The 26,798-nt window shown below is 64.4% G+C and carries 29 protein-coding genes and 1 pseudogene; 11 read left to right on the top strand and 19 right to left on the bottom strand.

The features are described 5' to 3' along the window. From IVA98_RS02410 to arfB, 3 genes are all read left to right on the top strand, one after another. Window positions 1-789 (top strand): M16 family metallopeptidase (locus tag IVA98_RS02410; protein ID WP_247354251.1); only part of this gene is annotated, 789 nt, incomplete at its 5' end. A 29-nt stretch (window positions 790-818) separates the two neighbouring features. After that, window positions 819-2,177 (top strand): M16 family metallopeptidase, encoded by a 1,359-nt coding sequence (locus tag IVA98_RS02405; protein WP_524536341.1) that lies wholly within the window; start codon window positions 819-821, stop codon window positions 2,175-2,177. A 119-nt stretch (window positions 2,178-2,296) separates the two neighbouring features. After that, the gene (arfB, locus tag IVA98_RS02400; RefSeq protein ID WP_247277573.1) at window positions 2,297-2,713 is read left to right on the top strand and encodes an alternative ribosome rescue aminoacyl-tRNA hydrolase ArfB; all 417 of its coding nucleotides are present in this window, start codon (window positions 2,297-2,299) and stop codon (window positions 2,711-2,713) included. 163 nt (window positions 2,714-2,876) lie between these two features. Here arfB and IVA98_RS02395 read toward each other — a convergent pair whose 3' ends face one another. Continuing rightward, window positions 2,877-3,185: a hypothetical protein gene (locus IVA98_RS02395; RefSeq protein WP_247299431.1), complete on the bottom strand. Its 309-nt coding sequence runs from the start codon at window positions 3,183-3,185 to the stop codon at window positions 2,877-2,879. Between the two features lie 316 nt (window positions 3,186-3,501). On the opposite strand from IVA98_RS02395, the gene mutL reads away from it, so the two are divergent. After that, window positions 3,502-5,313, top strand: a complete 1,812-nt coding sequence (gene mutL / locus IVA98_RS02390) for a DNA mismatch repair endonuclease MutL (RefSeq protein ID WP_247336875.1) — start codon at window positions 3,502-3,504, stop codon at window positions 5,311-5,313. Window position 5,314: 1 nt separating this feature from the next. Here the strand turns inward: mutL and rsmD are convergent, their stop codons facing one another. Both rsmD and IVA98_RS02380 read right to left on the bottom strand, forming a co-directional pair. Beyond that, a complete protein-coding gene (gene rsmD / locus IVA98_RS02385; protein ID WP_247299427.1) occupies window positions 5,315-5,872 on the bottom strand; it encodes a 16S rRNA (guanine(966)-N(2))-methyltransferase RsmD in 558 nt (185 codons plus the stop codon). Then, complete coding sequence (locus tag IVA98_RS02380) at window positions 5,873-7,918, bottom strand: pseudouridine synthase (protein ID WP_247299425.1); 2,046 nt, start codon at window positions 7,916-7,918, stop codon at window positions 5,873-5,875. Between the two features lie 118 nt (window positions 7,919-8,036). Between IVA98_RS02380 and IVA98_RS02375 the strand changes: the two genes are divergently transcribed. Then, window positions 8,037-8,495, top strand: a complete 459-nt coding sequence (locus IVA98_RS02375; protein ID WP_247299423.1) for a nucleoside deaminase — start codon at window positions 8,037-8,039, stop codon at window positions 8,493-8,495. Here the strand turns inward: IVA98_RS02375 and IVA98_RS02370 are convergent. The 8 genes from IVA98_RS02370 to IVA98_RS02335 form a co-directional block, all read right to left on the bottom strand. Continuing rightward, window positions 8,492-9,397: an alpha/beta fold hydrolase gene (locus IVA98_RS02370; RefSeq protein ID WP_247336868.1), complete on the bottom strand. Its 906-nt coding sequence runs from the start codon at window positions 9,395-9,397 to the stop codon at window positions 8,492-8,494. The genes IVA98_RS02375 and IVA98_RS02370 overlap by 4 nt on opposite strands. A 222-nt stretch (window positions 9,398-9,619) precedes the next feature. Beyond that, complete coding sequence (gene purD, locus IVA98_RS02365; RefSeq protein WP_247299419.1) at window positions 9,620-10,903, bottom strand: phosphoribosylamine--glycine ligase; 1,284 nt, start codon at window positions 10,901-10,903, stop codon at window positions 9,620-9,622. Window positions 10,904-11,216: 313 nt separating this feature from the next. Next, window positions 11,217-11,684, bottom strand: coding sequence for a hypothetical protein (locus IVA98_RS02360; RefSeq protein WP_247354250.1), 468 nt, complete (start codon window positions 11,682-11,684; stop codon window positions 11,217-11,219). Between the two features lie 47 nt (window positions 11,685-11,731). Then, complete coding sequence (locus tag IVA98_RS02355; RefSeq protein ID WP_247299415.1) at window positions 11,732-12,238, bottom strand: hypothetical protein; 507 nt, start codon at window positions 12,236-12,238, stop codon at window positions 11,732-11,734. Continuing rightward, entirely contained in the window at window positions 12,235-14,277 is a 2,043-nt protein-coding gene (locus tag IVA98_RS02350) for an ATP-binding protein (protein ID WP_247354249.1), read from the bottom strand. The genes IVA98_RS02355 and IVA98_RS02350 overlap by 4 nt, the downstream gene beginning before the upstream one ends. Window positions 14,278-14,401: 124 nt before the next feature. Next, window positions 14,402-14,701: a winged helix-turn-helix domain-containing protein gene (locus IVA98_RS02345; RefSeq protein WP_247299409.1), complete on the bottom strand. Its 300-nt coding sequence runs from the start codon at window positions 14,699-14,701 to the stop codon at window positions 14,402-14,404. A gap of 2 nt (window positions 14,702-14,703) precedes the next feature. Continuing rightward, a complete protein-coding gene (locus IVA98_RS02340; RefSeq protein ID WP_247299407.1) occupies window positions 14,704-15,258 on the bottom strand; it encodes an Asp23/Gls24 family envelope stress response protein in 555 nt (184 codons plus the stop codon). Beyond that, window positions 15,255-16,265 carry an alpha/beta hydrolase gene (locus tag IVA98_RS02335; protein ID WP_247299405.1) on the bottom strand — a complete coding sequence of 337 codons (1,011 nt, stop codon included), beginning with the start codon at window positions 16,263-16,265 and terminating at the stop codon, window positions 15,255-15,257. Before IVA98_RS02335 ends, IVA98_RS02340 begins: the two co-directional genes overlap by 4 nt. Window positions 16,266-16,403: 138 nt before the next feature. Between IVA98_RS02335 and xseA the strand changes: the two genes are divergently transcribed. Further along, on the top strand, window positions 16,404-18,026 hold the full coding sequence (gene xseA / locus IVA98_RS02330) for an exodeoxyribonuclease VII large subunit (protein ID WP_247299403.1): 1,623 nt from the start codon (window positions 16,404-16,406) through the stop codon (window positions 18,024-18,026). 226 nt (window positions 18,027-18,252) lie between these two features. On the opposite strand, the gene IVA98_RS02325 is transcribed toward xseA, so the two are convergent. The 3 genes from IVA98_RS02325 to IVA98_RS02315 are packed head-to-tail and all read right to left on the bottom strand — an operon-like array spanning window position 18,253 to window position 19,502. After that, window positions 18,253-18,402 (bottom strand): hypothetical protein, encoded by a 150-nt coding sequence (locus IVA98_RS02325; protein ID WP_247354248.1) that lies wholly within the window; start codon window positions 18,400-18,402, stop codon window positions 18,253-18,255. 12 nt (window positions 18,403-18,414) lie between these two features. Continuing rightward, window positions 18,415-18,633, bottom strand: coding sequence for a hypothetical protein (locus IVA98_RS02320; RefSeq protein ID WP_247299399.1), 219 nt, complete (start codon window positions 18,631-18,633; stop codon window positions 18,415-18,417). A 44-nt stretch (window positions 18,634-18,677) separates the two neighbouring features. Then, window positions 18,678-19,502 carry a dienelactone hydrolase family protein gene (locus IVA98_RS02315; RefSeq protein WP_247336862.1) on the bottom strand — a complete coding sequence of 275 codons (825 nt, stop codon included), beginning with the start codon at window positions 19,500-19,502 and terminating at the stop codon, window positions 18,678-18,680. A 176-nt stretch (window positions 19,503-19,678) separates the two neighbouring features. On the opposite strand from IVA98_RS02315, the gene IVA98_RS02310 reads away from it, so the two are divergent. Further along, on the top strand, window positions 19,679-19,906 hold the full coding sequence (locus tag IVA98_RS02310; RefSeq protein WP_247299395.1) for a DUF2093 domain-containing protein: 228 nt from the start codon (window positions 19,679-19,681) through the stop codon (window positions 19,904-19,906). Window positions 19,907-19,922: 16 nt separating this feature from the next. Here IVA98_RS02310 and IVA98_RS37445 read toward each other — a convergent pair. Then, window positions 19,923-20,246, bottom strand: a pseudogene (locus tag IVA98_RS37445) (hypothetical protein). A 121-nt stretch (window positions 20,247-20,367) separates the two neighbouring features. Between IVA98_RS37445 and IVA98_RS02305 the strand changes: the two are divergent. The 4 genes from IVA98_RS02305 (at window position 20,368) to IVA98_RS02290 (ending at window position 23,260) form a co-directional block, all read left to right on the top strand. After that, a complete protein-coding gene (locus IVA98_RS02305) occupies window positions 20,368-21,741 on the top strand; it encodes a TadE/TadG family type IV pilus assembly protein (protein ID WP_247354247.1) in 1,374 nt (457 codons plus the stop codon). A 74-nt stretch (window positions 21,742-21,815) separates the two neighbouring features. Continuing rightward, window positions 21,816-22,256, top strand: a complete 441-nt coding sequence (locus tag IVA98_RS02300; RefSeq protein WP_247354246.1) for a TadE/TadG family type IV pilus assembly protein — start codon at window positions 21,816-21,818, stop codon at window positions 22,254-22,256. Continuing rightward, window positions 22,253-22,630: a TadE/TadG family type IV pilus assembly protein gene (locus IVA98_RS02295; RefSeq protein ID WP_247299388.1), complete on the top strand. Its 378-nt coding sequence runs from the start codon at window positions 22,253-22,255 to the stop codon at window positions 22,628-22,630. Before IVA98_RS02300 ends, IVA98_RS02295 begins: the two co-directional genes overlap by 4 nt. 444 nt (window positions 22,631-23,074) lie before the next feature. Beyond that, entirely contained in the window at window positions 23,075-23,260 is a 186-nt protein-coding gene (locus IVA98_RS02290) for a hypothetical protein (RefSeq protein WP_247299386.1), read from the top strand. A 220-nt stretch (window positions 23,261-23,480) separates the two neighbouring features. Here the strand turns inward: IVA98_RS02290 and lpxK are convergent, their stop codons facing one another. From lpxK to IVA98_RS02270, 4 genes are read right to left on the bottom strand one after another with little or no spacing between them, the layout of a single operon-like run. After that, the gene (gene lpxK, locus IVA98_RS02285; protein WP_247336854.1) at window positions 23,481-24,497 is read right to left on the bottom strand and encodes a tetraacyldisaccharide 4'-kinase; all 1,017 of its coding nucleotides are present in this window, start codon (window positions 24,495-24,497) and stop codon (window positions 23,481-23,483) included. Then, a complete protein-coding gene (locus IVA98_RS02280) occupies window positions 24,490-25,824 on the bottom strand; it encodes a 3-deoxy-D-manno-octulosonic acid transferase (RefSeq protein WP_524536340.1) in 1,335 nt (444 codons plus the stop codon). Before IVA98_RS02280 ends, lpxK begins: the two co-directional genes overlap by 8 nt. Continuing rightward, window positions 25,787-26,500, bottom strand: coding sequence for a lysophospholipid acyltransferase family protein (locus tag IVA98_RS02275; protein ID WP_247277594.1), 714 nt, complete (start codon window positions 26,498-26,500; stop codon window positions 25,787-25,789). Before IVA98_RS02275 ends, IVA98_RS02280 begins: the two co-directional genes overlap by 38 nt. Then, a complete protein-coding gene (locus IVA98_RS02270; protein ID WP_027575891.1) occupies window positions 26,497-26,739 on the bottom strand; it encodes a DUF4170 domain-containing protein in 243 nt (80 codons plus the stop codon). The genes IVA98_RS02275 and IVA98_RS02270 overlap by 4 nt, the downstream gene beginning before the upstream one ends. Window positions 26,740-26,798: the final 59 nt, after the last annotated feature.

The raw sequence follows: 26,798 nt of genomic DNA, 5'->3' as shown, positions 1-26,798 counted from the left end.
GATCGCGAGGATGCGCTCGCCTTCTACCGCCGCTTCTACGCGCCAAACAACGCCATCCTGGTGATCGCCGGCGACGTCGATGCCGCCGATGTCCGCCCGTTGGTCGAGCGCAATTTCGGCTCCATCCCGGCCCAGGCCGCCATCCCGGCGCGGCGCGTTCGTCCGCAGGAGCCGGAGCCGGCCGCCCCGCGCACCGTCACGCTGGCCGACCCGCGCGTCGAGCAGCCGAATATGCGGCGCTATTACCTGGTGCCCTCGGCGACGACCGCTGCGGCCGGCGAGAGCGCGGCCCTCGACGTGCTCGCGCAGCTGATGGGCAGCGGCAGCAATTCCTATCTCTACCGCGCCCTCGTCGTCGACAAGCCGCTCGCGGTCTCCGCCAACGCCAGCTATTCGAGCATCTCGCTCGACCCGACCCAGTTCGCGATCTCGGCCGCGCCGAAACCCGGTGTCAGCTTCGCCGAGGTCGAGCAGGCGGTCGATGGCGTCATCGCTAATGTCGCGCAGAACCCGATCCGCGCCGAGGATCTGGAGCGGGTCAAGACCCAGCTTATCGCGGAAGCGATCTACGCCCAGGACAACCAGGCGGTGCTGGCGCGCTGGTATGGCGGCGCGCTGACCACGGGCCTGTCGATCGAGGACATCAGGAGCTGGCCCGACCGCATCCGCGCGGTCACGGCCGAGCAGGTTCGCGCCGTTGCGCAGAAATGGCTCGAGAAGAAGCGCTCGGTGACGGGCTATCTGATCAAGGACACCGCCACCGCCAAGCGCGAGGAGAAGCGTTCGTGACCTATTCCCTTCTTCGCGCAAGGCGCTTCCTGCGAACAAGACATTTCGCGCTGTCCTTCGTTACCGGCGCGGCCCTCGCACTGGCTGCGGTCTCGCCGTCCTATGCAGCCGCAAAGATCCAGCACCTGATCTCTCCGGGCGGCATCGAAGCCTGGTTCGTGCAGGACGCAACCGTGCCGCTGATCGCCATGGAATATTCCTTCGCCGGCGGCTCGGCCCAGGACCCCCCAGACAAGTCGGGCGTCGCCAACATGGTTGGCGACCTCCTCGACGAAGGCTCCGGCGATCTCGACTCCAAGACGTTCCATGAACGGCTCGACCGCCGCGCCATCGAGCTCTCGTTCAACGCCACCCGGGATACCCTCCGTGGTAGTCTGCGCATGCTGCGCGACAACAAGGATGAGGCTTTCGACCTGCTCAGGATGGCACTGACCTCGCCGCATTTCGATGCGGCCGACGTCGAGCGCATCCGCTCGCAGGTCGTCTCGGGGCTGCGCCGCGAGACCACCAATCCGACATCGCTGGCGAGCCGCAAGTTCCTGGAGGTCGCCTTCGGCGGCCATCCCTACGGCCGGCAGAGCAACGGCAACCTCGACAGCTTGCCGACCATCACGGTCGCCGACATGAAGGATTATGTCGGCCGCGTGCTTGCCAAGGATGGGTTGAAGATCGCGGTCGTCGGCGACGTCGATCCGGCCACGCTCGGCAAGCTGCTCGACCACACCTTTGGCGCCCTCCCCGCCAAGGCCAACCTCACGCCGGTCGCGGACGTCGAGGCCGCAAAGCCGCCGCAGCGCGCTTTCGTGACCCTCGACGTGCCGCAGACCGTGATCACCTTCGGCGGCCCCGGGCTGAAGCGCAGCGATCCCAACTTCATGGCAGCCTATGTCGTCAACCACATCCTCGGCGGTGGTGGATTGTCCTCCCGGCTCTATCGCGAGGTCCGCGAGAAGCGCGGGCTGGCCTATTCCGTGTACGAATCGCTGCTCTGGATGGAGCATTCGGCGCTCTTCATCGGCAATACCGGCACGCGCGCCGACCGCGCGGGCGACACCATCGACGCCATCGAGAAGGAAGTCCGCCGCATCGCCGACGAGGGCCCGACGCAGAAGGAGCTCGACGAAGCCAAGTCCTACCTCAAGGGCTCGCAGATGCTGGCACTCGACACGTCCTCCAAGCTGGCGCAAGCGCTGTTGCAGTATCAGCAGGACAAGCTGCCGATCGACTATATCGAGAAGCGCAACGCCATCGTCGATGCCGTGACGCTGGACGACGCCAAGGCGGCCGCCAAGCGCCTGTGGGGCCAGGGGCTTCTGACCGTCGTCGTCGGCCGCGCGCCGCAGGCTGCCGCACAACCGGCGGCAGCACCTGCGACCAAGTCGAACTGACGGTCGGGTAAAAAGTCTCCTGAATGGGCCGGGCTCGTCCCGGCCATTTGCGTTTCCAGATGCACCATTGCCGAACCTGGACGTCCGCGATATGTCCGGACATTACGAATGGTGCCATCATGCTGCGGATATCCCGCGATCTCGTCATCGACGAGGACGACATCGAGATCGGCTTTGTCCGCGCCTCCGGGCCCGGCGGGCAGAACGTCAACAAGGTCGCGACCTCGGCGCAACTGCGCTTCGACACGCGCAAACTGACCCTGCCGGAGGATGCCGCCATCCGGCTTGCCCGCATCGCCGGACAGCGCATGACCAAGGACGGCGTGATCGTGATCCACGCCCAGCGCTTCCGCACCCAAGAGCGCAACCGGCAGGATGCCATCGACCGGCTCACCGAGATGCTGCGCGAGGCGATGGTCCGCCCGATCCCGCGGCGGGCGACACGGCCGACCTTCGCGTCCAAGCAGCGCCGGCTCGAGGGCAAGAAGCGCCGCAGCGACGTTAAGGCGAAGCGCGGGCGCGGTTTCGACGATTGACTGATTGTCGAAAAACCTCCGGCCGCCAAGCGACCGAAGGTTTGCCGTTTCGCAGACCAAATCGCGATGAGATCAGGGTGAATCGTCATCGCGCTTTAGGTCATTGTTTGAGCATGATCTTTGCGGAAACCCGCTGCACACTTTTGCTGATCATGCGCTAGCGTCAGTAGCGCTTGCCGGTCGCGGCACCGCCCGAAACGGAATCGTCGGCCGTGCCCTTGTGCGTCGCGCTGCCCGTGGTTCCGGCGGCGCCCTTGGTGCCTTTGGTCGACTTCATGCCGACCTTCTCGCCCGCGGCTCCCTGCTGTGCGCCGAGGTCCTCATCCTCGCTTCCTGACGCGCCGCCCTGCATGGGTTTGCTTTGCACGGTGCCGCCCGGCCTGGCGCCAGATGACGTACCTTGCGCAAGAACGGGCGTCGCAATCAGGGCCGAGAGAGCGCATGCGATCACGGAGGTCTTCACCAATTTCATCCATTTCTCCTGGATTTTTCGCGATGACGGTTCGGCTGCTTCCTGCGCCGCTCGCCTGCACCGAACCGGTTCATCGCGAAGAGAGTTCGAACGGCGCGGTCGTGATGCAAGCCGCGTGGTGTGTTGATCGTTTAGGGATTTCGCGGCGGTTTCGCGGAATTGTGCTCCTCATATGCGGCGGCTCGTGCACGCACGCCGCATTCATCGGGACTGCCAGAAGCGCTGGATTTCCCACATCTGGTATGTGGGAAGCGCGACCTTCCCCATGCATTTGTTGCGAGGCGGCGTTAGACTGGGACATTCGCCGAGTGAACCCATGCCCGTCCGCCAACTTCCCGAACAGATCGTTAACCGCATCGCCGCCGGCGAGGTGGTCGAGCGCCCGGCGAGCGTGGTCAAGGAGCTCGTCGAGAACGCGATCGATGCCGGCGCCAGCCGCATCGACGTTTTCACTGACGGCGGCGGGCGGCGGCGGATCGGCATCACCGACGACGGCGGCGGCATGACCGCAAAGGATCTCGCCCTCGCAGTCGAGCGCCACGCCACCTCCAAGCTCGACGACGAGGATCTGCTGCAGATCCGCACGCTGGGGTTCCGCGGCGAGGCGCTGCCCTCGATCGGGTCGGTCGCGCGTCTTTCCATCACCACCCGGCACGCCAGCGAGCCGCACGCCTGGGCGCTCACCGTCGAGGGCGGCGAGAAGTCCGAGATCATGCCGGCGGCGCTCGCGCATGGCACGCGGGTCGAGGTCGACGATCTCTTTTATGCGACGCCAGCACGGCTGAAATTCCTGAAGACCGACCGCACCGAGGCCGAGGCGATTCGCGAGGTGGTGCGGCGGCTGGCGATGGCCCGGCCCGATATCGCCTTCACGCTCGCGGGCGAGGAGCGCGCGCCGGTGACCTGGGCAGCGGCGCTGCCCGGCGCGGCGGGACGATTGACGCGGCTCGGCGATATTCTGGGCGCGGAGTTTCGCAGCCATGCCGTCGAGGTTCATGCCGAGCGCGAGGACGTCGTCGTCGCCGGCTATGCCGCGGCGCCCGCACTGACGAAAGCCAACGCGCTCGGGCAATATCTGTTCGTCAACGGCCGTCCGGTTCGCGACAAGCTGATCCTCGGCGCGGTGCGCGCGGCCTATTCCGACTACCTGCCCCGCGACCGCCATCCCGTAGTGGCGCTGTTCGTCACGCTCGATCCGCGAGAGGTCGACGCCAACGTGCATCCAGCCAAGACCGAGGTCCGCTTCCGTAACGCCGGGCTGGTGCGCGCACTGATCGTGCATGGGTTGAAGGAAGGGCTTGCGCGGGAGGGCCGGCGCACCGCCGCCAATGGCGGCGAGAGCGCGCTCTCTTCGTTCCGGCCCGCTTTCACGCCGCGCCCGGCAAGCTGGGACTGGCGAGCCTCGCCATCCGCTCCAGCCGCGTCGATCCCGTCCTTCGAAGGTTCAGCGGCTTCGGCTTTCGCCGAGCGCGCGCAAGCCGCATTCGATGTCGGTGCACCCAGTGCGGACGTGCGGATCGAGGCGCACCCCGTCAGCGATCTCGTCGACCGCCCGCTCGGCGCCGCGCGCACCCAGATCCACGAGACCTACATCGTCTCGCAAACCCGCGATGGCCTCATCATCGTCGACCAGCATGCCGCGCACGAGCGCATCGTCTATGAGCGGCTGAAGGCTTCGCTTTCGGCGAATGGCGTGCAGCGGCAGATCCTGTTGATCCCCGAGATCGTCGAGATGGATGAGGCCACGGTTGAGCGCCTGCTCGATCGGAACGAGGAGCTGGCGTCGTTCGGTCTCGCCATCGAATCTTTCGGCCCCGGCGCGGTCGCGGTGCGCGAGACGCCGTCGCTGCTGGGCAAGACCGATGCAGGCGGGCTGCTCCGCGATCTCGCCGAGCACATGGCCGAGTGGGACGAGGCATTGCCGCTGGAGCGTCGCCTGATGCATGTCGCCGCCACCATGGCCTGCCACGGCTCGGTCCGCGCCGGCCGCCGGCTGCGGCCGGAGGAGATGAACGCCCTACTCCGCGAGATGGAGGACACCCCGAACTCCGGTCAGTGCAATCACGGCCGTCCGACCTATGTCGAGCTGAAGCTGTCGGATGTCGAGAAGCTGTTCGGGCGAAGGTGACCTACGTCTTGCGCTTCAAAAACACGAACTCCGTGTCGTCGTACGCGCGCCGCTCCAATTCTTCGTAACCCTCAGGCGTCACGAACTGCGCGGCCTTCGCCTCCTCCACCACGAGCAGCGCGCCCGGCGTGAGCCAGCCGCCATCGCGCAAGCTCGCCAGCGCTTTCTCCGCAAAACCCTTGCCATAGGGTGGATCGAGGAACACCAGCGAGAAGGGCTCGACGGGATGCGCGGGACCCAGATCGGTCGCATCGCGGCGATAGACTTTTGTCACGCCACCCAGGCCGAGCGCTTCGACGTTATTACGGAGCAGCGCGCGGGCCTCGGCGCCAGTGTCGACGAACAGCGTGAACTTCGCGCCGCGCGACGACGCCTCGATGCCGAGCGCGCCAGTGCCGGCGAAGAGATCGAGCACACGCGCGTCCTCAATCGGATCGTCATAGGCGTGCACGAGGATGTTGAACACGGACTCGCGCAGGCGGTCCGCCGTGGGGCGGATGTCGCGCGAGGACGGTGAGGCGAGATTGCGCCCCTTCAAGCGACCGCCGACGACGCGCAACTAGTCCTCCTGCGGCTTCAAATCGCGCTTGCCGTGATAGCCGCGCTTGGGACGGCGCGGCGGGCCATAGCCGCTTGCTTCCAACTCGTTGCGCTCGCGCGCCTCCTCGCTGCCAGTACGCTGCACCAGCACGCGGCGGCCCTTGCGGTCGTTGATCACGGCGCGGTTCATCGGCTTCTTCGGGGCGTCGTCGTCGCGCGTAGCGGATTTCGCGGGCACGTCGAACTCGGCGCCCGACTTCTCGATCACCTTGTCGCCGAGCTGGTCGCGCAGCACGCGCGACTTGATCTCCTCGACTTGGCCCTCGGGAATCTCGCCGAGCTGGAATGGGCCGTAGGAGACGCGGATCAGCCGGTTCACCTCGAGGCCGAGATGGGCGCAGACGTTGCGCACCTCGCGGTTCTTGCCCTCGCGGATCGCGAACACCAGCCAGACATTGGCGCCTTGGTCGCGCTCCAACGTCGCTTCGATCGGACCGTATTTGACGCCCTCGATCTCGATACCGTGCTTGAGCTCGTCGAGCTGGGCCTGGGTGACGTCGCCATGGGCGCGGACACGGTAGCGGCGCAGCCAGCCGGTGTCGGGCAGCTCAAGCGTACGCGCGAGGCCACCGTCATTGGTCAGCAGCAACAGGCCCTCGGTATTGAAGTCGAGCCGGCCGACGCTGATCAGGCGCGGCAGACCTTCGGGCAAATTGTCGAACACGGTCGGGCGCCCCTCGGGGTCGTCGTGCGTCGTCATCAACCCGCGCGGCTTGTGGTAGAGGAACAGCCGCGTCCGCTCGCGCGGTGGCAACGGCTTGCCGTCGACCGCGACCACGTCGTTCTGCGTCACGTCGAGCGCGGGCGAATTGATCACCCGCCCGTTGACCGTGACGCGGCCCTGCGTGACCATCTCCTCGGCGTCGCGGCGCGAAGCGAGGCCCGCGCGCGCCAGCACTTTTGCGATGCGCTCGCCGGCCTTCTTCGGCTTCGGCGCGTCTTCACGGCGCGGCCGCCCCTCGAAGTCGCGATCGCGCTCGCGATAGGCACCGCGGCCGCCAAAGGCGGGGCGCTTCTCAAAGATCCTGCTGTCGTCCTCGTTCGCGCGGCGCGGACGATCACGGGAATGACCTTCATTGCGCGGGTGCTCGTGCCAGTCGGAGCGGCCCTCGGAGCGCTCGCGCGGACGAGCGAATTTCTGGCGGTCACCACCGCGCCCGCCACGTTCGCCCTCGCTCTCACGGCGGGGCCGGTCGAACTTTGCGCGATCCTCGCGTGGCCGGTCGAATTTGGGCCGCTCACGAAATGGACGATCGCCGCCCGATGCACGATCGTCACGCGATCGCGAGAACCGCGGACGGTCATCCCCGCGGCCGCCTTCGCGGCGGTCGTCACGCTTCTGCCACGGCTTCTCTTCGCCGCGATCGCGGCCGCCGAAGTTTTTGCCGAAATCCTTGCGCGGGCGATCGCCGTGCGGACGATCGTCGCGCTTCTGCCACGGCTTTGAATCGCCGCGATCGCCGCGGTCGCGCTCGGGTCCGCCCCGCGAAAACTTCCGCTCGCCCTCGAACTTGCGTTCCGGACGATCGCCGCGCGGTGCGTAGGGGCGCTTGTCTCCAAATTTCTTCTCGCCGGTCCGGCCGGCCGGGCGGGAATCGTCGCGATCACGGCCGCGCGGCGGACGGTCGTCACGTCCATAGGACGGGCGATCACCGCGCGGCCCAGACGACCGCTTCTCGCCATCGCGCGAGGGGCGATCGGAAAACGGACGGTCGCCACGCGGCTTGAAGCTGCGCTCGCCGCGGCCCTCTGTGCCGCGGTCGTCGCGCTTGAAGCGCGGACGGTCGCTGAAATCGCGGCGCGGCGCATCGCCCTCCTCGCGGCGGCGAAGCGGGCGGCCCTCACGCCCCTCGCGAGGCGGACGGCTGTCGCGGTCGCCCTTGCCCTCGAAGCCGCGCTTGGCGAATTTCTTGTCCGGTCCCCGGGGCTTGCCGGTACGGCCCTTGGAAGGGCCACGATCACGCCGGCCGCGGGAATCGTTGTCTTTGTCGCTGTCGCGAGGCATGAATAATCTCACTCAGGGGTAGCCAGAAAGCATTGTGCGCGCTCGTTCCGAGCCGCATGCTCAGGCAAAATCGGTATCCACTCTTGCTGAAGGCGGAGCTAGTAGCAGGTTTCTGGCGATGATACGAGGCATGAAAGCCCCTTCTTTCATGGATTTGGCGCTCAAGACGGCCGAAAATGCCGGAAAATCGGGCGAAGTTCCGATCGGATGCGTCGTGGTCCGCAATTACGAGGTCATCGCCACCGCCGCCAATCGGACGCTGACCGATTATGACCCGACGGCCCATGCCGAGATCATTGCGCTGCGCGAGGCGGCGAAGAAGATCGGCAGCGAGCGCCTCGTCGACTGCGACCTTTACGTGACGCTGGAGCCCTGCACCATGTGTGCGGGCGCGATCTCCTTTGCAAGGGTGAGACGGCTCTATTACGGCGCCGCCGACCCGAAGGGCGGCGCGGTCGAGTCCGGCGTGCGGTTCTTTGCTTCCCCGACCTGCCATCACGCGCCGGACGTCTATTCCGGCGTCGGCGAGAGCGAGGCGGCGCGGCTGCTGCGGGAGTTCTTTCGCGAGCGGCGCTAATCCGCGAGGAAGAACTCGCGCAACGCCCTCGCGGTGGCGTCCGGGTTCTCCTCGGTGAGGAAGTGGCCGGAATCCACCGGCATGCCCGCGACATTCGTGGCCCATTGCGTCCAGGTGTCGAGCGGGGTGGCGGCGGCCTGGGCGATGCCGGCATTGCCCCACAGCGCCAGCATGGGAATGGTGATCTTCTTGCCGGCCTCGAAATCAGCCTTGTCGAGGTCGTAGTCGAAATAGGCGCCGGCGCGATAGTCTTCGCACATCGCATGCACCCGGGCGGGATCGCGGAACGGGGCGAGGTAGTGCTCGAGCGCGCGCTCGTCGATCGCCTCCAACGTCTTCGACTTGGTCTGGCTCGCCATCTTGAAGCGCAGGAAGAACTCGCCATTGCTCGCGATCAGGGTCTCGGGCAGCGGATAGGGCTGCGCCAGGAAGGTCCAGTGGTAGATCTTCAGCGCGTAGGCGCGGTTCATTCGCTCCCAGTAATTATAGGTCGGCAGGATATCGAGCACGGCCAGGCGCGACAGCCGGCCGGGATGGTCGAGCGCGAGGCGGTAGGCGACGCGGCCGCCGCGGTCGTGGCCGGCGAGCGCGAAATGGACATGGCCGAGGCGCTCCATCACCTCGACCATAGCTTTAGCCATGGCGCGCTTGCTGTAGGGAATATGCAGTGCATCGCTGGCGGGCATGTCGGACCAGCCATAGCCCGGCAGGTCGGCAACGATCAGCGTGAACCTGTCGGCCAGCTGCGGCGCGACGCGGTGCCACATCACATGGGTCTCGGAGAAGCCATGCAGGAGCAGAAGCGGCGGCCCGCTGCCGCCGACGCGGGCGAAGATGCGGCCGAAGGAGGTATCGACCCATTCGGCAGCAAAGCCCGGATAGAGATCGGCGAGATCGGACATCTTCTTGCATCCTTATTGGTCAGTCCCGGGGGGGGGGGCGCCGACAACGTAAAATGTCGAAAACAACCCCATGCACAGTAGCGGTATTATCGGCGGGGCAGCTAACCCCAACCGCTGATTACACATATCTGGATTGCCGATGTGGCGGCGCGGTGGCACCAAAGCCTCGAGATGCCGATCGGCGCTTTTTGCGCGCCGTCCGGAACGACGAGCTAAGTCTTGCTAATTCTTGGCCTTCTCCGCTTCCACCGCCTGCCAGCCGATGTCGCGGCGGCAGAAGCCTTCCGGCCAGTCGATACGGTCGACGGCCTGATAGGCACGGCCTTGCGCCTCGGTCACGGTCTTGCCTAGCGCGCAGACATTGAGCACGCGGCCGCCATTGGCGAGGATCGCGTCATCCTTCGCCACGGTGCCGGCGTGGAAGATCTCGACGGTGTCGACTTTGGCGGCGTCATCGAGCCCACGGATGCGCGTGCCCTTCTGGTAGTCGCCCGGATAGCCCTTCGCCGCAATCACAACCGTGAGCGCGGATTCCGGATGCCAGCGCAGGTCGAAATTCTTCAGCTGTCCGTCGCAGGCCGCAAGGAAGGCCGGCACGATGTCGCTCATCATGCGCAGCATCAAGACCTGGCACTCGGGATCGCCGAAGCGGACGTTGAACTCGAACAGTTTGGGCCCCTGCGTCGTCAGCATGATGCCGGCATAGAGCACGCCGCGGAACGGCGTGCCGCGCTGCTTCATGCCCGAGACCGTCGGCAGGATGATCTTCGCCATGATCGCGTCGTGGATGGCGGGCGTGACCAGCGGCGTGGGCGAATAGGCACCCATGCCGCCGGTGTTCGGGCCGACGTCATGGTCGAACACGCGCTTGTGGTCCTGGGCCGAGGCCAGCGGTATAGCCGTCTCGCCGTCGCACAGCGCGAAGAAGCTGATCTCGCGGCCGGGCAAAAACTCCTCGATCACGACCTCCGTGCCGGCCTCGCCGAAGGCGCCCTCGAACATCATGGCGATGGCGTCCTCGGCCTCGCGCACGGTCTTGGCGACCACGACGCCCTTGCCGGCGGCAAGGCCGTCGGCCTTGACCACGATCGGCGCGCCCTGGCTCTGCACATAGGCGCGCGCATCATCGGCCTTGGTGAATCGCTTGTAGGCGCCGGTCGGAATGCCGAACTCGGTGCACAGCGCCTTGGTGAACCCTTTGGAGCTTTCGAGCTGGGCCGCCGCCTTGCTCGGGCCGAACGCCTTGATGCCGGCGGCGCTGAGATCGTCGACGATGCCGGCCGCCAGCGGCGTCTCCGGGCCGATCACCACGAGCTCGACCGCGTTCGTCTTGCAGAAGTCGATCACCGCGGCATGGTCGGCGACATCGAGCGCCACGCACTCCGCCTCCTTTGCGATGCCGGCATTGCCGGGCGCGCACCAGAATTTGGTCACCAGGGGAGAGGCTGCGATCTTCCACGCCAGAGCATGTTCGCGGCCGCCGGAACCGAGCAGGAGAATGTGCATCGAAGGCTCAGAATGAGGGGTTTTGCTGAGGGCGGAGGTCGCACGAATCGGGGTGGGGCTCAAGGGGGCTGGGCTCCGGACCCCACGTCATTCCGGGGCGCGGCGAAGCTCCTCTTCCCTTCCCCCCTTGTGGGAGAGCCGACAAGGGAAATAGCCCAGCAACATCAGTCGGTCCACGTCGGAGCGTATCGGCAGTTTAGAAAATAGTAGATTCCGCTGATACTCGCGGGAAATAGCGCGTCGGTTCGCTAACGGCAGGTCGCTAGGCGAAGCCCAGCCGGAGCCGAACGCGCCTATGGTGGCCCGGCGCGAGTCAGCGAGCCTTGAAGACGTAAAGCGCGGCGATAACGGCGACGCCCAAAAGCGCGACGCCTAGCCAACCCCAAACGTCTTTGGTCTGGTCGTCATCGCTCGGATTGAAAAGGGCGCGGGTCAGCACGATGCCGATCGCAGCGAAACAAACGGTCCCAGCAATATCCGACAGCGTGAGGGTCGCCAGCGGCGTGTTCGAGATATCCTTCGGTGCCCAGATATACAGCAGAAGAAACAGCGCGGCGTAAGTAAGTAACCTCGTGACGAAGCCAATCGGTCGGAGCCATCGTCGATTCTCGGCAACCCCGGCAGCTTCGATCCTGCTGGCCTCACAGAAGCGCTCGAATTCTACGAGCGAGTCCGCGATCTCTTCCGGAGTGGGCGGATTCGGTTCTAGTTTGAGGGGACTTTTGCGGGTGGACGGGCTTCGACGCGCGATAAGTAGACCCAATACCATCACAACTAACAAAAACAGTCCCAACCTAGCACGGCCACGCCAACTGAATCTGTCATTGCTCAAGTCCCGGAACCGTCGAGCAGCGCCATCAATTCGTCGCCGTCGATGCGGACCGTATCCGTCCCGTCTTCCCATCGTCGGACCATCAGTTCGGCAGCGAGTCGTTGCACCTTGGCTGCGTGCTCTCTTAGGATCTCCTCGGCAAGCCGGTAGCCTTCCGCGCGCGCGGAGCGTCTCTTGGCTTCAGGCAGCTCCAATAGCAGTCTCCGCATCTTCCTGAAGTCACTGATCTTTGTCCCTCGGGACGATCTCGCGTCGAAAGCATGCTCGGCTCTGCAGCCGGCAACACAAACCGCAAGGTTGTTGACCTGCTCGACGAAGTTTTGCGAGTGCGACCTGCCATTGCCGGTCGTCAAATCGATCTCCACGAATACGACATGTGCGCCGAGAACACTCGCAACGATGGCGTGGCCTGCCTCGTGGACCGTTAGCGCGCGATCCCTCGCGTCAAAGTGAGCCACGAACAATTCAATACCGGCTTCGTCATCTTCCTGAGGTGCGCTCATTCGGAGGTGTCCAGCTTGTCCATCTCAGACGGGCGCTCTAAAACCGCACCGTCGGTCGTTTCTATCTGCTCGTCGGCGTTGATCAGCACGCCTTCAAGCAACTCGCGATGCCGCTCCTGCAAAAACGCGAGCGCTTGGCCATCATCGACCTTATGTTCGAGCTTCTCTTTGACGAACTGAAGTCGAGCGTTGTTCTCTTCGAGGATTTCGCCCCAAGTCTTCACGCCGACCTTCACCCTGTCAGTCCGCTGGATCAGACGGCGCTGAGGATCGGGCCCGCCCCGTATGCGGGCCTCGACTTGCTTGTTGTAGGCATCAGAAATGATCCAGAAATGCCAACGCAACCCTTCAACCCGGTTGAACCGAGGGTCTTCCTCCACGGCTAGGGCGTAACCCTCGATTTGATTCAGGTGTTCCGCATTGATAGTGACTTTTGGGGCCTTAAGCTCGATCACCAGATGTTCAAGGTCGTCCGCACGATGTCGGCGTTGTGCGCGCGAGAGCATGAGATCGACTATGCCGCGCGCTTTGTTGATCACTTTGACCGGGTCGTCGATGACGAGATCGGAATCGAGCTTATCCCGATGCACTTTCAGCACCGTAGTAAGGTCCTTGTCGCTGGCCCAGAGATTATACTCCTCTCCGAAAATCCACGTATTTTGCTCTAAGATCTTATGAAGCTGCGAACGCTCGCGCAGCTTCTGGCGAGCCTCGTAGTCGAACAGGATAAACCGCAGGGCTTCGAGGAACTTCAATCGATCAGCGACAAGGGTAGCCGCACTAATGATTCCGGCGAGCGTGGTCTCGTTAAGCAGTTCAGCCAGCTCTTTCTGCTTTCGCTTGGGTAATTTCAGAACTTGATCGAGAATAAGCTGCAGCTCGGCCGGACTGCGCTCGATGGCATGGCGCAACAGCCTCAGGTGTAGGGCGGTTTGCTTTGAGGCCGTCTCGCAGAATTCTGGCGAGGCATCTTGAACAGTAACGGCGACGATGTCGAAAATCTGGCGCTCGGCCTTCTCAACGGGAGTCACCGGGTCACCTTCGTAGGGATAGACCTTCTTTTCCTTCCATTCGTCAACGACGATCCGAGCCCGCTCAGCCCCGCGATTTCGGAAGACCTCTTTGACCTTTGCTCGCGCTTCCTCGATTGAGGCAACCAGAGCCGGGACCATTTCCGCGAGATCAAGCCGTCCGTCTTGATGCAGCTCGCTGATAAAGCTGGATTTCAGGTAAGCAGAAAAATGGAAGTCCCCTACATGGAAGCGCGTCTCTACTTGCGATAACGGGAAGCCCTGCTCGTTGCACAGATAAAGGGTTCGGCGGGTTTGTCCGCGCCATTCGATTATTTCGAGATCGACAGAGTGCTGTTCTCCATCATCGTCCGCGATGGGCGCTAATTCGAAGTTCCATGTACCTGCGATTGCCCGATCCGGGTCGATTCGCTCGCCTGCGATCGTGATCGTAGCGTTGCGATAATCCTTGAGATAGATAGCGAATATCTCAGAAAGCTCTTGAACGGCGTTTTCCGGCTGTAACGAACTGAACTGCCTTTTCAGTTCGGATATCACCACCGTTACTCCCGTGGCAGCGCCGGGAGCCGGTGCTTCCTCCCCAACACGGGCCCGCTCAATCTGTTGCTCCAGCACGGCGACATCATAGCGGAACGGAGTGCCATCTCTCGCATAAATGATCTTCCAATCGACCACCCCGCCGAGGGCAAACGCTTTGAACCGGCCGCGCCCCTCGCGTCCGTGGAGCATGCGATTCAGGCGGGGTGTGGTCAGCCGTAGTTGCTTCCAAGATCCTCCAAGGTTTTTGAAGACCTGCGGAGCCTCATCGCGCGGAATGCCGTCTCCATTGTCCGCAACAACGATTTTAGAGATGCCGCCGATACCGTCTGACTCGAACTCAATGCTGACAGATGTCGCGTCAGCATCGAGAGAATTCCAAATCAGCTCCGCGAGCGCCTGCATAGGCTGCGCTTTCGCCTGCCGCGCGAGAAAATCAGGCCTTACTTCGACCTTTACTTCTTCCTGCATGGTACCCCCTATCTCTTACTACCTCGGAGAGCACTGAAAAGCGAGGGGTTGTACGTTCGTCCTTGACTCGGGTCGCCCGACACTCCCGCAAGAGAGAGGGCACTATGATCTGCATCGCAGAAAGCTACACCTGTTTCCCCGCGATGATCTCCTGCAGTGTCGCCACATGCCGCGCAAACGCCCCCCGCCCCGCAGCCGTGGCCGTTACCGTCGTCTGCGGCTTCTTGCCGACGAAGGCCTTGTCCACCGAGACGTAACCGGCCTTGGCGAGGGTCTCGATATGTGCGCCGAGATTGCCGTCGGTGGCGCCGGTGAGCTTCTTCAGCCGCGTGAATTCCAGGCCGGTCGACTGCGGCAGCGCGTTCAGCGCCGCCATGATCTTCAGCCGCAGCGGCTGATGGATGATGTCGTCGAGCTCGGCCAATTCTAGCTCCGCCGCATCCAGAGGCCGCCGAGGATCAGGCCGCCGCCGTTGACGAACGCCATCCAGAGCGGGAACGCCTCACCGATGTAGAAGAAGCCGATCAACGTTAGCGCCGAAATGCCGAGACCAATCGCAACGAAGGCGTAACCGAACCAGAGACCCGCGAGCGCGTAGAACAGCATGAAGTAGAGCGGCCAGAACGCACCCAACTGGCGTGGCCCGAAATGGCCGATCACGTTGGTGCAGAGATAACCGAAGCCGAAGAACAGCACGAACACCAGCAGCAGCCTGATGCCGAAGGCGGCACCATGCGGGTGATGTGGTGGATTGAACAAGCGAAGCGCAACCAGACCGCCGACGCCCATGACGTCTACGGCAACCCAGGCATAGACTGCGTAGACCGGCCAGAGCCAGGTCACGACATTCCCTGCAAAGACCAACACGCCCCACCACACGGCAGCGATGCTCGCGAGGTCATAGAGCTGCGATTGCTTCACGCGCCGGACGATGTCGTCGATATCGGCCAGCGCCGCGGACGCCTCCTTGCTGTCGATCATGACTGCCCTGCCCCGCGCGTCGCCACATCTTCGGCGATCGCGGAGACGGCCTTTGGATTGGTGACGATGCCCATGTGGTTGACGCCGTCGATGATCTTGACGTCGACGGACGGCTTGATGGCCTGCACGGCTTCCGCATATTTGTCCGAGATCATCATCTCGTCCTCGGCGCCGCCGATGATCGTGATCGGACGCGTCGTCGCGGGAAGATCGATGCGATAGCCGCGCGTCGCGAAATTGCGCATCAGGCGGTCGGAATAGGTCGAGGTGAGATACTTCGCCGAATTCGCCGGCACCGCGAAGGCGAGCACCGGAAGCTGCGCACAGCAGTCGATGCCGAGCCTACGCAGTGCGGTCAGGCCGAGGAAGCGCGGGAGGTCCATGTTGGCCCAGCCGCCGGCCTTCGGCCTGTTCGTCGGCGCATCATAGCCGAGATAGGGCGCGAGCAGCACGGTGCGGACGAACATGTCCTGCATGATCGGTGTCGCGGCAACGCGCAGCGAAAAGCCGGCGCCGGCGGAATGGCCGATCAGGGTGAGCGGCAGATCAGGCGCGTTCCTGCGGACATGAGCGACGAAGTCGACGAGGTCGTCCTCGAGCTGGCCGACATAGCCGATGTCGCCGCGCGTGCCAGAGCCGCCATGGCCGCGGATGTCCAGCGCCCAGGTCTCCACTCCGCGCGCGGCGATCGCATGGGTCAGCGCGTGATTGACGGTGCCGCTGGAGCCGGAGGAGCCATGGATGAAAATCGCGCCGCGGCCCGTCTCCTGGCCTTTCGGCGCATAATGGCGATAACCGATCCAGGTGCCATCGCGGGCCTGAAAGCGTTCGAGCGGTGGCAACGTGGACCAGTCCATGCCTTTGGCTGAATCCGAGACCGATCGCATCTCGGGCGGCCGCTCCAGCGGCGTTGCGATCATGGCGCCCAGGATCAGCGCCACGCCGCCGACCGCACACAAGGTCCATTTCAGGCCGGTCAAAACGCCGCGCAGCAGCCGGATCGCCATGGCTCATCTCCCGAAACTCATCAATTAATAGAGAACTCTATATTACAGAGTACTCTCCTGATCAATATCCGGATTGGCGCCGCGGCGCGAAAATCCTTAACGTCGGGTCTGACCCCAAAATGCCGAATCGTTTGCTAGATGCCGCCTGCGGAACAACTGCTCAACGCGCCCGAATTCACCGTCTCCGAGCTCTCGCTGTCCCTGAAGCGGACGGTCGAGGACGCCTTCGGCCATGTCCGGGTCCGCGGCGAAATCTCCGGCTTTCGCGGAGCGCACTCCTCCGGTCATTGCTATTTCGCGCTCAAGGACGAGAGCGCCAAGATCGAGGCGGTGATCTGGAAGGGCGTGCACAGCCGCATGCGGTTCAAGCCCCAGGAAGGGCTCGAGGTCATCGCCACCGGCAAGCTCACCACCTATCCGGGCTCTTCCAAATACCAGATCGTCATCGAGGCGCTGGAGCCGGCCGGCATCGGCGCGCTGATGGCGCTGATGGAGGAGCGCAAGAAGAAGCTCGCCGCCGAAGGCTTGTTCGACGAGGCGCGCAAGCAGCTGCTGCCCTGGCTGCCGGAGGTGATCGGCGTCGTGACGTCGCCGACCGGCGCGGTCATCCGCGACATCCTGCATCGGCTGGAGGATCGCTTTCCCCGCCGCGTGCTGGTGTGGCCCGTCAAGGTGCAGGGCGAAGGCTCGGCCGAGCAGGTCGCGGCCGCGATCCGCGGCTTCAACGCGATTGCCCCCGGCGGCAGGATTCCACGACCCGATGTCCTGATCGTCGCGCGCGGCGGCGGCTCGCTGGAGGATCTCTGGTCCTTCAACGAGGAGATCGTGGTGCGCGCGGCGGCCGACAGCATGATTCCGCTGATCTCCGCGGTCGGGCACGAGACCGACATCACGCTGATCGATTTCGTCGCCGACAAGCGCGCGCCGACGCCGACGGCGGCGGCCGAGATGGCGGTGCCGGTGCGCAGCGACTTGTTCGTCGAGGTCGCCGATCTCGCCCGCCGCACCCGCGCCTGCTGGCAGCGCGGCCATGAAAACCGCCGCAACGAGCTGCGCGCGGCCGCGCGCGCCTTGCCGGCGGCCGGCGACCTGCTCGCGATCCCGCGGCAGCGGCTGGACTCGGCGGGCGCGTCCCTGCCCCGTAGCCTCAAGGCCAACACGCACGCGCATTTCCGCAGGTTTACCGCCGCCAGCGCCAAGCTGACGCTGCGGGTGCTGCACGGCCAGATCGCGCAGGCCGATCACCGCCTCACTGTTTGCGGCGAGCGGCTCGGCCTCTCCGCGCGCTCGCTGCTGCGGCGGCGGCGCGACCGCTTTGCCGGGCTCGAGGTTCGCCTGCGCGCCTCAAAGCTCTCCAACGCGCAGGCCCAACGCAGCGCGATTCTGCGCCAGCGCGAGCGCACGCATCGGCTGTCCGAGCGCGCGCAACGCGCGCTCGTCACCCTGCTGCAGCGGCTCGATGCGCGTGTCGCGAACAGCGGCAAGCTGCTCTCCGCGCTGTCCTACCGCAGCGTGCTCGCGCGCGGCTTTGCATTGGTGCGCGATGAAGCCGGCCATCCCCTGCATGCGGCCGACAGCGTCGGGCCGAATGCGCGGCTCGAGATCGAATTTGCCGATGGCCGCGTGGCCGCGACCGCGGATGCGGACCGCCCGGCGCCTGCGGCGAAGCGCGTATCGTCGCAGCCAAAGCCGGCTACGCAAGACGCAAAACCCGCGCCGAAGCGCGTGGCCAAGCCGGTGGATCAGGGTAGCTTATTCTGAGTTGGGACTACGCCGCTTCACCCACACTGTCATTCCCCGCGAAAGCGGCGAATCCAGTACGCCGCGGATCCTCAGAAGATCACAATCGTCTCGGAGTACTGGATCGCCCGGTCAAGCCGGGCGATGACAGCGAGTGTGTGACGCATCTGCCCACACACTCCCCGTCGTCCCGGCGAAGGCGGGGAAACACTGAGTGTCTCTCCGACAACGGCGCCGTGGCCGGCTCTCACCTACACGACAATCCCGCGTCGATCGTGGTCCAGAAGCCGCAATGTTCCGGCGCGAGCTGTGGCGCGCCGGCGTGGGCTTCAAACAGGAAGATCGCGACGGTGGAGACGATCAGGGCGGAGGCGAACAGGACGATACGGCTGCGCATTATGACACGCGTTTAATCGACATCGTGGTCGAATGATGGCATGGCATATGCTGAAAACCGGCGGCGCGCGCGATCCGTAGATTCCCGGTCGGCCATCATGGCGTGCAGGGCGGTGGTCGATGCGGGGCTGTCCGCCTGATGTTGTTCCTCGGGCGGCCCCGCTTCCAGATTTGTGGCCCGCATGAGCGCCGCGCTTGCGGGACCGACCTCCCCGGATGTCGCTTCGCTCATTCTCCCCGGATGTCGCTTCGCTCATTCGGGCTACGGCGCCGCGATCACCGCGCCAGCCATTCCGCGACGTCCTTCTGCGATTCCGCGCGGGCCTGCATATCGGTGCCGAGATGGCCATGCTCGGGCGCGGCGACGTCGGTGCCGCCGGCGGCTGCGTGCAGTGGCGTGTTGGCGCGGTCGAAATCGTGATAAGCGCCGGGATAGACCACGATGCGCGCAAGCGCGCTGCGGCCGCGCGCGCCATCCACCATCTGGCGGCAGGCCGGCGGCGACGAGACGTCGTCATTGGCGCCGATCAGCACCAGGGTCGGCACCCGCGTGCTCCAGCCGAGGCCGGCGGAGATCCGGCAATCGGGATAGAAGGCGACCGCGGCACGGAAATCCGGGCCCAAATCGCGCGCCGCACTCTGCGGCCGCACCGCCCAGAGCAGCGCGCTGGCGCCGTTGGCCCAGCCGATCAGGCTGACGCGGTCGCGCGCCACCCAGTTCTGCTTCATCAGCCAGGCGCGTGACGCCGCGATGTCGGTGACGCGTTCACGGCGCGCCTTGACGTGCATCTCCTTGACGCGACATTGCGGCCCGAGCTCGCGCGAGCCGTAGCTGTCAGGCAGCAGCACCGCATTGCCGGCCCGCAGCAGCCGCTCCGCCCAGTCGCGATAGCGCGGCAGGACGGAATCGGAATGGCCACTGAGCCCGCCGCAGCCGTGCAGCGCGATCACGGCCGGAAAAGGCCCCTCGCCCTCCGGCTTGTAGAGCTGCGCATGCAGGACGCCCGACGACAGCGGGATGTCGACCTGCTGCGGCACCGGCGCGGCGTACGCGGCCGACATCAGGAGCGTCAGGAACAGGGCGGTCAGTCGAAGGCGCATCGGACCCTGCGTCAAGATCCTTCGTCCAAGCACTATCACGCGGAAACGGCGCCAAAACATCACAAACCGGTGGGTTTACCGGGCGGACAAGCCACCCTATCTATGCTACATCCAGCCCGACACATTGTGCCCTCCAAGGTTTTCCACGGAGGGGCCTTCCACGGAGACTTTCGACCGTGCTGAACAAGTTCGGCCCCTCGGGCCATGGCGAAGCGCAGGTGCAATATCTCGACGGCGATTTCCGCGTGATCTCGCCGGGCACCTATGTGCGTTGCGCCATCACCGACGTACGCATCCCGCTCGACGAACTGAAGTACTGGAGTGTGGACCTGCAAGAAGCCTACGCCACGCCTGCTGCCGTGCTCCAGCGGCATTTCCCCGGCGTGCCGAAGCCGCAGGCCTAAGGCCCCGCCCGCAGGTCTATTGTTGGTCCCGGCCATCCGCGCCCACGCACGTCTTGACGAAAGTCTTGCGGGCCGCGCCGACGATCTTCTGATCAACGGCCTGCTTGAGGCAGTCGAGCCGCGCCTGCGCCATGCAGAGCTGCATCTAATCGCGTTTATCCTGTCCCTTCAGGTTTTGCGCCGTGGCGAGGCACGTGACGCGCTTGGTCGCGGGAACCGGCACCGCACTTGTCGGATTTGCCGGAGCGGCGGCAGGCGGCGGCGAGGAGGTCTGAGCAAGGGCGGGCAAAACCGGCAGACATACGAGGCTGGCGACAAAGATCGCGGACCGCAATTTCATCGAATTCTCCTGATCGGAGCTATATCGATAGGCGCACGGCCATGAATGTCGGCTGAATGTCAGCTGATGTCTAAAATTGTCTCGCTCCCGTTGGGCCCCATTTAAGTCGGTCTGCACCACATTGTGCCGGGAAAAGTGGCAGGCGGGCAGGAAGCGCATGGAGCCTCGGAGACTTTGCAGCCGTTCGTTCGATGCACCATTATGCCCAGCAGGATTATGCCCAGCAGGTCATGCTCGTCGGCGCGGACGAACGATTAGCCTGCTTCGACGATTCGCCCGAGATCAGTCGGGCAGCTATGTGCTCATTTCGGCGCTGCTGATGCCGGTCCTGGTCGGCACCGCGGGCCTCGGCACGGAAGTCGGCTGGTGGTACTACAAACACAAGAATATGCAGAGCGCGGCTGATTCGGGCGCGGTCAGCGCTGCGACAGCGGCGAGTGCGGGCACCGACCCCTTGTCCGAAGCCAAGGCGGTGACGGCAAACTACGGTTACGCGAACGGGTCGAATAACGTCACGGTCACCGTGAACCAGCCACCGAAGACAGGCAATCATGCTTCGAATTCGCAGGCCATCGAAGTCATCGTGAGTCAGCCGCAACAGCGGCTGCTATCAGCCTTGTTCGGCTCGGATCCTGTGCTCATAACCGCACGCTCCGTCGCCCTGCCAAATTCCGGGACAGGCTGCGTCCTTGCGCTCAACTCGAGCGCAAGTCCCGCCGTCAACGTCAGCGGCGGCAACCAGCTCAATCTAATCAAGTGCAACCTTTACAGCAACTCGAGTGCAAGTCCCTCGCTCAACGTTGCCGGCAGCGCCTCCGTCGCTGCAAATCAGGTCGGAGTGGTTGGCGACGTCTCCGGCGCGAGCAGCATCACGGCGACCAACGGTATCAAGACGCACATATCGCCCGTCGCCGATCCCTACGCCAACGTGTCTCCCCCGGCGAGGCCGAGTTGCACCAACGCCAAGATTACGGTCAACGCCAATGGAAAAACAAACTCGCTCGACCCTGGCTGCTACATGGGCAGCATTACGGTCAATGCCGGCGCAGTCCTGAATCTAAGTCCAGGCATCTATTATCTGGACGGGGCCAACTTGAGTGTCGCTGGAAACGCCACCATCGCGGGCAGCGGCGTGACCCTGGTGTTTACGGGCTCGGGAAGCGACTGGGGCACAGCTTCGATCGGCAGCAACGCGACCATCAACCTGACGGCACCGACCAGCGGCCCCACGAAAGGCATCGTCATGTACGGCGACCGCAATATGCCGGCCGGGACTGCTTTCAATCTCACCGGTGGCAGCACACAGAACTTCGGCGGCGCCATCTATCTGCCAAAGGCTAATCTCAGCTTCAGCGGCGGCAACGGCACGAGCACATCCTGCACCAAGATCATCGCGGACACGCTGACGTTCAGCGGCACGTCGAACCTCCAGGTCAATTGCACCGCGCTCGGCACCGCGACGATAGGTTCGCAAACCGCACAGCTCATCGAATGAGGTTTGGGTCAATGCAAATTCAGAGCGTCTCATCCAGGCGCCGTCGTCGGTTGCTTGATTCTCTAACAGGGCACGTGCGCGCTGCTGTCGGCGACAAACGCGGCGTCGCGGCCGCCGAATTCGGCATCTTGATCCCGGTGCTGTCCCTGATGGTCGTTTCCGTAACGGACATCGGGCTTGCACTGTATCGCAAGATGCAGGTCGAAAACGCCGCACAAGCGGGAGCGCAATACGCAATTGCGCGCGGCTTTGACGCGAGCGGCATTTCGAACGCCGTAAGAAGTGCCACCAGCGCCACGGACATCACTGCCTCACCTCCGCCGGTCCAATTTTGCGGATGCCCAACGAGTGCAGGTGTCAGCACTGTCACCTGCGGGACGGTTTGCACCGGCGGCGCGCAGGCTGGAACGTATGCGACGGTCTCGGCGCGAGCGACGTACTATACCATCATCGACTACCAGATCGTGGCGGCCACATACACTTACAGCGCGCAATCCACTGCGAGGCTGCAGTGAAACTCGCGGCACTATGGCAAGACAATCGAGGCGCATCGGCACTGGAATTTGCGCTGACCGCTCCGGCGTTCTTCCTGTTCATATTTGGGATCATCGAATGCGGGCTGCTGTTCTGGACTCAACTGGGAATCCAGCATGGGAGCGAAATGGCGGCACGTTGCGCAACCGTCAACAGCACGCTCTGCCCAAGCAGCAGCGCCATCACCAGCTACGCTGCGCAGCAGGCGTTCGGCCTCACGCTCCCTGCGGAGACATTCACCTTTTCTGCGTCAGCATGCGGCAACGAGGTCAGCGCGACTTATGCATTCACGTTTCCGCAGATTCTCAACCTCTCTCCAGTGACGCTGACCGCCCGGGCATGCTTTCCGAGTTGAGGTCGTTGGGAGAGCGCGGCCATCCTGCAACACGGGCGCAGCTTCTCGCGCGACTTGGGATGGAGACGATGTGCACGCGCACCTGAACCGCGACTCTGGCAGCCGAAATGATTTCCGCCGTTCCGATCCGCGTTGCATCAAAGATTACTTGCACTCCGTGGTTCGTCATTTCACGCTGTAGTTGGATTCTTTGTCGCAAATAGGCGCTCTTAAGTTGTTTGACGAAGTCTTGGTGAAACAAAAGGCTGCTATATTGCGTGTTAGGTAATTAGCCCTGCTGCTTTTATCGCGCAGACAATCAAGTCAGCCAAGCGGCGATCGAGCTTTGGAACTGGCGCAGTCTGTGAACGGGCTCATATCGAAGAGTCATCCGGCGGGCTACGATCACCTCGAAAATTCGCGGTGGAATATCTGTAAATCAAAGTCAGATGATGGGGCTGAATCATGCCCACCATATTGGACCTGCTCTATCGTGAATATTGCCGCGCCCGCCTCGCTGAAATGCGGAAGCAGCTTCTGATCTCAGCCGAACGCTCTGAAGCGCTCGAAGCGCACTACCATCCTGCGGATCAGGGTGACGATGAGAGGACGGACGCGCAGCCCAAGACCGGTTGCGGCGCGCCGAATTGAAGCGGCCGAGGACCGGCGATCTCTCCCGCGTGCAGCGACCAAGCCCTTGGCAACAGTTTGGGAGGACGCAATGAATACACCCGAATGCTATACTGTCATGGTAGCCTGCGCCTCATGCCTGACGATTGTCGGGTTAATGGCCGTCGGGGCGTGGTGAGCATGACTGCCGCGACACTTCGCTTTTGGCGCTATGGCAGAGACTCTGGCCTAACGTGCGAGATCAACGCGTGCTGAACCGCCGCTCGCGCGCCCTGTACAGATGGTCGCTGATCACTTCCTGCGCCTTTGCCGGATCGTCGAACTCAAGTTGCACGGCGAACGCCACGATGCCCTCTGGCACGCCCTCACGGCCGCGCAGACGCGCGAGATCCTTTTCCGTGGTCACCAGCGTGAGCTGCTCGCGCCGGGCCTGCACCGCGAGTGCGGCGAGCTCGTCATCCGAGAACATGTGGTGATCGTCGAACCGGCGCGTGCGTGCGACGTCGATGCCGCTGGCGCGCAAGCCGCGGAAGAAGCGCTCGGGATCGCCGATGCCGGCGAAGGCGAAAACCCGCTTGCCAAGGAGCTGCGCGAGCGAAGCCGCATGCGGCTTCAGCCGTGCGCGCAGCTCCGGCTTGTCGCGCTTGGCAAGCTCGGCCGCGACATCGTTCGCGGCACGGCCATCGCCGATCAGGACCAGCGCATCGGTGCGCGCGAGCTGCGCCTGCAGTGGCGCGCGCAGGGGACCGGCGGGAAACACCTTGCCGTTGCCGAGGCCGCGCTCGCTGTCGATCACGATCAGCGAGGCGTCCTTGTGCAGACGCGGGTTCTGGAAGCCGTCGTCCATCAGGATCATTGTGGCGCCTTGCGACTTCGCCAGCGCGACGCCCTCGAGGCGATCGCGCGCGACCGCGACGGGGACTTCGCGCGCCAGCATCAGCGGCTCGTCGCCGACGTCGGACGCGGTGTGACGCGCGCAGTCGACCATAATCGGACCTTTCAGGCGTCCGCCATAGCCGCGGCTGAGCACCACCGGGGTCTCACCGAGCTCGCGCAGTAGCTTGGTCAACGCCAGTACGGTCGGCGTCTTGCCGGCACCGCCAACATGGTAGTTGCCGACGCAGATCACGGGAATGCCGGCATCAAAGCCCTGGCGCGCCATGCGACGCGCAGTGACCGCGCCGTAGAGCGCACCCAGAGGACTGAGGACATGCGACTGCGGGGAGCGTGGCCGGTACCAGAAGGCCGGCTCACGCATTGGCGGCTCCCATCTCGATCCGCAGTTGCAACAGGTAGGGCTCGAGTGCCGCCATGGTGCGATCGAGCGCGCCGCCGAGCTGCTCGACCACGCCCTCGCCTGCGCGCTGCATCTTGTCGCGCGCGGTGGGATCGGCCAGCAATTGGCCGAGCTGCTTGACCAGCGCTTCCTGCGTGTCGACCTGGCGCGCCCCGCCGCGCCCGTCGAGCGTCTCGTAGACATCGGCGAAATTGAAGACGTGCGGACCATGGATGATGGCGGCACCGAGCTTGATCGCCTCGATCGGATTCTGGCCGCCATGATGGATCAGCGATCCGCCCATGAAGACGATCGGCGAAAGGCGATAGAACAGGCCGAGCTCGCCCATGGTGTCGGCGACATAGAGGTCGGTCGTCGCCGCCGGCAGCTCCTCGCGCGAGCGCAATGCCGGCTTGAGGCCCGAGGCGGTGATCAGACCCGCGATCGAGGAGCCGCGGTCCGGATGGCGCGGCACGATCACGGTCAGGAGCTGCGGGAAGAAGCCGGCGAGGCTGCGGTGCGCCGCGATCAGCATCTCGTCTTCGCCCGGATGGGTCGAGGCCGCGACGATGATCGGCCGCCCGCGCGTCATCGCCATCAGCCGCTCGAGCCTGGCGGGATCGGCCGGCGGCGCCGGGACGTCGAGCTTGAGATTGCCGGTGGTGAGGACGTCGCGGCCGCCGAGCGCGGCAAAGCGCTCGGCATCCGTCTTTGATTGTGCCAGACAAATGTCGAACCGGGACAGCAGCGCCGAGATGGTGCCGTGCATGCGCCGCCAGCGCGGAAACGAGCGCGGCGACATCCGCCCGTTGATCAGCACCATCGGCACCCGGCGCGCCGCGCAGGCGAGGATCAGGTTGGGCCACAAATCGGATTCGATGAACAGCGCCAGCGACGGCTTCCAATGATCGAGGAAGCGCGCGACGTAGCGCGGGGAATCATACGGCACGTATTGATGGATGACGTCGGGCGGGAAGCGCTTCGCCACCACGGCCGCCGAGGTGACGGTGCCGGAGGTGAGCAGGATGCGCAGATTGAGATCGCGCAGCCGCTCGATCAGCGCTGCCGCAGCCAGAACCTCGCCGACGCTGGCGCCGTGGATCCAGACCAGCGGGCCATGTGGCCGCACGTCCCGCGACAAGCCCCGACGCTCGCCGACGCGCGCGGGATCCTCCTTGCCCTGCTTCAATCGCCGCTTGATCAGCGCGGGCGCGAGCGGCACCAGGCCGGAGGCCAGGCGCTGATACATTCGCAGCGTCATCGGCAGCGGGTCAGGCATCTTCCGGTCCCGGGCGCCCGAGTTGCGCATAGGCGCGGCGGGTCGCCTCGTTCAACGTCTCCTCCAGCTCCAGCCGAAGCGCTTCCATGGTTGCGGCGTCGGCATCCGGTGGAACGTGGATTTCCTTGATGCCGACCAATGCGCCTCGTCCGAATGGCAAATTGATGGTGGTGCGGTCCCAGTTCTTGAGCCGTATGAAGCGGCTGGTCGCCATCGCGAAAGGCATGATCGGCCGCCCCGATTCCCGTGCCAGCATGATGATGCCGAGCCCGGCCACGCGCGAGCGTTTGGGGACATCGGCGGTCAGCGCGACATTACAACCGTCCTGGAGCGTCCGCACCATTTCCTTGAAGGCGCCGACCCCGCCCTTGCGGTGGAAGGCGCCGCCGTGATCGCCGGAACCACGGATGGTGCCGATGCCGAGCCGCTCGGCGGCGATCGCATTGAACTCGCCGTCGCGATGACGGGAGATCAGCACCTTGGCCCGGTACCAATCCTTGTTCTTGATGAAGGGGGTGAGGAAATGCTGGCCGTGCCAGAAGGCGAAGATCGCCGGGATCTGCGGCTCGACGCGGTCATAGACGTCAGGCGGATCGAACCTGAACTTGTTGGTTCGCCAGACCAGACGCAGATATTCAGCCGCCAGGACCCCGACGGCACGCTGAATAAAGCTGCTTCGCAGCGTATTGCGAAGCAGTTTTTTCAACGCGCCGGTTCTTGATTGGGGTCGAGCAGGCGGTGGAGATGGACGATGAAATAGCGCATCTGGGCGTTGTCGACCGTGCTCTGCGCCTTGGCTCGCCAGGCCGCGTGCGCGGTGGCGTAGTTCGGATAGAGGCCGACGATGTCGACATCGTCGAGGTTCTTGAAAGTGTTGTGCTCGAGATCGACGAGCTCGCCACCGATAACGAGATGAAGCAGTTGTTGCGGGGCACTATCTGGCATGGGTTCTCTTCCTAACGGGCTGCCCGGCAAAGCAGTGTTCGACAAGCACGACGAAGCGC

It is taken from the genome of Bradyrhizobium sp. 160 (assembly GCF_023073735.1).
Classification (GTDB): domain Bacteria; phylum Pseudomonadota; class Alphaproteobacteria; order Rhizobiales; family Xanthobacteraceae; genus Bradyrhizobium.
Note: the sequence above shows the minus strand (reverse complement) of the source record. Positions and strands in the feature narration are given on the sequence as shown.